Origin of the sequence: Flavobacterium sp. (genome assembly GCF_044368625.1) — a bacterium.
GTDB lineage: Bacteria > Bacteroidota > Bacteroidia > Flavobacteriales > Flavobacteriaceae > Flavobacterium.
The window spans coordinates 1-5,044 of record NZ_JBIPPD010000226.1 but is presented as its reverse complement, the minus strand read 5'-3'; the positions used below and the strand labels follow the sequence as shown (position 1 = coordinate 5,044).

The following is a 5,044-nucleotide window of genomic DNA, read 5'->3' as shown; positions in this document are numbered from 1 at the left end:
TGCTCAACGGTTAATTGTTTATATTTTTTCATGAAAGACAAATTTAGGCTTTTGACCTTAAACACTTGGAGGAAAACTCCAAGTGTTTTTAATTTATCTGTTGCACTTATAACTTGAACTTACAAATGAATATAATCTTGAATTAATTCCAAATGCTTTTTTTGAGCGACCTGCAATGCAAAAGGACAATTACAAAAAAAGTGATTTCTTAAAAGGATATTGGGAAAAAGAAACTTCTTTTTCCGAATTACTAAAAGGGTTTAAAGATATAGATGAGGATAATGTTTTTAACAATATTGGTCTTTTCAACTTCTCATTTTACTTTCTAAAAAGACAATCCAATTCTATTGACGCTAAAAAGTTTTTTAATAGAAATTTTATGGCAAACAACAGAAAAGATTGGTTAAATAAGTTTGGAGGGATTAAGCTTGTTAGGGATAATTTTAGAGTTAGACCATATGGTGAAGTAAAAAATGTAGCATTTGACTGGTTAGGACTTGGAAGTAGAAAATCTCAAAGTCCTGCAAGTGTAGCTAAAAAAGAAGGTGGTTATCGAGTTGAACCTGATAACGTAGCAGGTGCAATAAATATATCTAGATTAACAAACGTAAACTTTGAAGATAAATCAAGTCGTGAAGGTTTGCAAGAGAGCAAAACTTTTCAAATATTCTCGTTGCTGATAACTGAAATTATTGCTGAATTTGAAAAAGACAGGGCTTACATTGCTAGAGAAATGTCTGAGTATGATGAATTTCTTTATGGTCCAGAAAGAGACAGAGAAAAAGCTGTTAAGTTAAAAAATGAAATTCTAGCAAGAAGTAGAGCAAAAAAGGAATCTAGTACCAACAATACAACTGAGAATAATAATCAGAATGAACAAGAGTCTGAATCTGATAAAGAGAAAGAAATTTTAGCCAGTGAACTAGATAGAAAAGAGGAAGAAATTGAAAAATTAAAAGAAGAACAAAAAGTTTTGCGTGGACTTGCAAGTAGCGGAATTGTTTTAGCATCATTTAGTCACGACCTAAGTAAATTGAATGACGTTTTAGCATCAAGAACTGACAAACTAAAAGAGTTAATGCTTGAAAAAATTTCAGAAGATGAATACTTGGAAATAAAAGACAGTAAAAACCCAAATAAGCAGTTAGAACGAATAAGAAAGCAAGACATAAAACTTCAGAATTGGTTGAACTTTTCATTGGGTGCTACAAGAAAGGACAAAAGGAAACGAAAACAATTGTTCTTGAAACCCTATTTTGAAAACCTCAAAAGTGATTGGAACACAGTATTAGAAGACAGAGGAATATTCTTAGATATAGCTGAAATTGAAGAATTAGATTTGAGAGTTTTTGAAATAGATATTGATAGCATTTTCAATAATATATTAATTAATTCCATTGATGCATTTATTATTTCAAAAGAAGAGCGAGAAAGAATTGTTAAAATCAAAGTTTCTAGTAACTCAAAAGAAATAGTTATCGATTATCACGATAATGGCCCAGGTTTATCATCAGACATTACTGAACCAGAAAAAATATTTGAACCTCTATTTACTACTAAAAGAAATAAACAAACTGGAGAAGAAGAAGGAACTGGTCTTGGTATGTGGCTAGTAAAATCAATTGTTGAAGAAAATGATGGAAAGGCAATTTTATTGTACCCTGAAATTGGGTTTGGTTTAAAAATTACATTTCCAATTAAAATATAAAAGATAAATTATAAATTATGTATAAGATATTATTCATAGATGAAGAGAAAACAACTCTTGAAGACTTTGAAGACTTCGTTGAAAAATCTCCTTCAAAAGCTAAGATCGAACCAATTACAATGTTTCCGTTGGGTGAACTAGATGAAATGATTGAAAATATCATAAAGATTTCTCCCGATGCAATAATTTCTGATTATAGGCTTAATGAACTAAAAACAGACATAAAGTATACTGTAAAGTATAATGGTGTTGATTTAGTTGAAGAGTTTCAAACTATTCGAAATCAATTTCCTTGTTTTGTCTTAACAGCAGTAGATGATGAAGCTGTTAATAGTAGTGATGATGTAAACATTGTTTATGTTAAAAATTTATTGTACAAAAAGGATGAAGGCAATGCAAAAGCAAGTTTTTTGGAAAGAGTTATAAGTCAAATAGAACACTACAAAAATAGAATTGAAAATTATAAAAGTGAGTTGACTGAGTTGATAGAGCTAAGAAAAAACGGAAATGCTGACATTTCTGTTGAAAGCAGAATTATTGCACTCGATGATTTATTGGAGAAATCTATAGATGGAAAGAGTGTAATTCCTTCCGAATTTAAAACACTTTCGAATTCTAATAAACTTGATAATATGCTAAGCAAAGTAGACCAATTATTGAAAAAATTAGATGAAGATGGCAAGTAATTTTAGACAAATTAGCCCTAAACGAACTTGCACAAAAACTTATGCAAGTTATAGAAGTTATAAACCATTTCTAGCATCAGATTTCAATTCGAGATGTGGCTACACAGATTGTCCTGACTTTTGGTTTGGAGGCAAGAATACGTTTCATATCGACCATTTTAAACCATTTTCAAAGAACCCTGCATTGGCTACAGATTACAAAAATCTAGTTTACTGTTGTTCTTATGTAAATATTCTCAAATCGAATGATGAAGGAGATTATATAGATCCTTGCGATATTGACTTCAATGAGCACTTTGAACGAGATTCCGATGGTTCTATTATTCCCAAAGCCGGCTCTAAAGAAGCAAATTATATGTTTTCAAAATTGCAACTGAACTTATCTAGATATAAATTCATTTGGAAGTTGGATGAAATTTGGGCAAGACTACTAAAACTTCAAGACCAAATTAATGACCCTAAGAATTTAAAAATAAAGAATGATTTAAGAATAATTCATAGCGAATTGGCTGAGGAATTTACAGTCTATCTAAAATACTTAAAAGCTTCTCAATAAAATTGAAAACACAAATATTCAAATATCTTAAATCATATTCCACACTACCCATAGAGGTGGACAGGCTTATCATTTCAACATATTTGGCAATTAATAGAATTAAGGTTAGAAATAATATATTTATCAAGTCATATGTAATTGAAAAAGAAAACATAATTGAATATAAATGCTTGGAGGAATTCATCTTAATTTTAAAAAATGAAATTCAAAAATTTGATTTAGAAGCTTTAATTGAACTATTTGAGTTCGTTATATCCCCTTCGGATAGGATTATTAATGGGGCAATTTACACACCTAATTACATTCGAAAATATATTACAGATAACTCTTTTTCTTCAAAAAAAGAGGATTTAGAAAATTTGAAAATTGCAGATATTAGTTGTGGTTGTGGTGGTTTCCTTTTAACTGCTTCAAAAAAACTTAAAAAATCAACAAGATTATCTTATAGAGAAATCTTCAAAAACAACATTCTATAAATAGAACTAAAATATTGTTATCGCTTTTAGCTTTAAGTGACGGAGAAGATGAACGGTCATTTAAATTTAACTTATTTGTAGATGATGCTTTGATTTTTAATTGGAGTAAGAACCTTAAAAAATTTACAGGATTTGATGTTATTCTTGGAAATCCTCCGTATGTATGTGCAAGGAATTTGCCTGAAGAAACATTACTAAAACTTCAAAAATTTGAAGTATGTAAATCAGGAAACTCTGATTTATATATACCATTTTTCCAATTAGGTATTCAGAATTTAAAAGATGCAGGAATACTTGGATTTATTACAATGAATAGCTTTTTCAAAAGTTTAAATGGTAGAAATTTAAGAGAATATTTCAAGCAGCACTCTTTAAATATTAAAATTATTGACTTCGGAACTGAACAAGTATTTAAATCAAAAAACACATATACCTGTATATGTTTGATTGAGAAAAGCCATAATACTACAATAAAATATTGTAAATCATCAAGTCTTAGTTTACCCACAAAACAAAGCGATTATAATTCTATTCCTTATATTAAACTCAATTCCAAAACAGGTTGGAATCTAAATGATTTCGAAACGATTTCGAAAATTGAAGCAACAGGTATAGCATTTGGGGATTTGTATAAAACAAGACACGGTATTGCTACACTTAAAAATGACATCTATATTTTCAACCCAGTTAAAGAAGATAAAGACTACTTCTATTTACAAAACGGAAGTCTTTACCAAATAGAAAAAGGAATTTGTAAAGACATTGTAAATACAAACAAGCTAAGTAGAGCAGTTTCAATTAGTAACTTGAAAGAAAAAGTTATTTTCCCATATGACAATGCAGATAAACCTAGTTTGCTAAATGAAAACTTTATAAAAGAGAATTATCCAAAGGCATACAATTATCTACTTAATAAAAGGAGAATACTTGATAACAGGGACAAAGGAAAAGGTGAATATGAAAATTGGTTTGCATTTGGTCGCAGTCAGTCTCTTGAAAAGGTGAAAAACAAACTTTTCTTTCCAAAAATGTCTGACAGAGTGCCTAGTTATATTATTAACTCGGAAGACAATTTATTATTCTATAATGGACAAGCAGTAATAGGACACACAGAAGATGAAATGTTATTCATTAAGAAAATAATGGAATCAAGACTTTTTTGGTATTATATAAAGACAACTAGTAAACCGTATTCTTCTGAATACTACTCATTGAATGGAAACTACATCAAAAATTTTGGAGTTTGCCAACTTTCAGACTCAGAGATGGATTTTGTATTAAATGAAAATAATAAGAATATTTTAGATGTTTTTTTTGAAGAAAAGTATGAGATAAGATTAACATAAAATATTCCAACCCTTTTGGTGGCACATTTGCAAAACCGCACAAGCCCAAGCTAAAGCCAAGTTTTACAAAAGAGCCACCAAGCCAACGCACCAAGAGAGACACTAAATGACAACGAACAACCACGACAGAAAAGAAGGGCGAAGTGCTAACAGCGGTTTTGCAAAAAAGCGGTTTCAGTGGTTAATTGAACATTCTACCTCGCATCAAATTTTGTGGTATGTTGACAGTTTAGTGCTCCGAAATCCGCTTCTTCGCAAAGCCGCAAAACTTT

5 protein-coding genes are annotated in these 5,044 nt (G+C 30.0%); all 5 read left to right on the top strand.

What is annotated here, in order from left to right:
- Positions 1–175: 175 nt before the first annotated feature.
- Genes ACIQ2X_RS13645 through ACIQ2X_RS13625 form a run of 5 tightly spaced genes read left to right on the top strand, consistent with a single transcriptional unit; the run spans position 176 to position 4,772 of the window.
- Positions 176–1,708 (top strand): ATP-binding protein, encoded by a 1,533-nt coding sequence (locus ACIQ2X_RS13645; RefSeq protein WP_396179484.1) that lies wholly within the window; start codon positions 176–178, stop codon positions 1,706–1,708.
- Between the two features lie 17 nt (positions 1,709–1,725).
- Entirely contained in the window at positions 1,726–2,394 is a 669-nt protein-coding gene (locus ACIQ2X_RS13640; RefSeq protein ID WP_396179483.1) for a hypothetical protein, read from the top strand.
- Positions 2,384–2,950 carry a hypothetical protein gene (locus ACIQ2X_RS13635; protein ID WP_396179482.1) on the top strand — a complete coding sequence of 189 codons (567 nt, stop codon included), beginning with the start codon at positions 2,384–2,386 and terminating at the stop codon, positions 2,948–2,950. Before ACIQ2X_RS13640 ends, ACIQ2X_RS13635 begins: the two co-directional genes overlap by 11 nt.
- A gap of 2 nt (positions 2,951–2,952) precedes the next feature.
- A complete protein-coding gene (locus tag ACIQ2X_RS13630; RefSeq protein ID WP_396179481.1) occupies positions 2,953–3,426 on the top strand; it encodes an N-6 DNA methylase in 474 nt (157 codons plus the stop codon).
- A 14-nt stretch (positions 3,427–3,440) separates the two neighbouring features.
- The gene (locus tag ACIQ2X_RS13625; protein WP_396179480.1) at positions 3,441–4,772 is read left to right on the top strand and encodes an Eco57I restriction-modification methylase domain-containing protein; all 1,332 of its coding nucleotides are present in this window, start codon (positions 3,441–3,443) and stop codon (positions 4,770–4,772) included.
- Positions 4,773–5,044 lie beyond the last annotated feature (272 nt).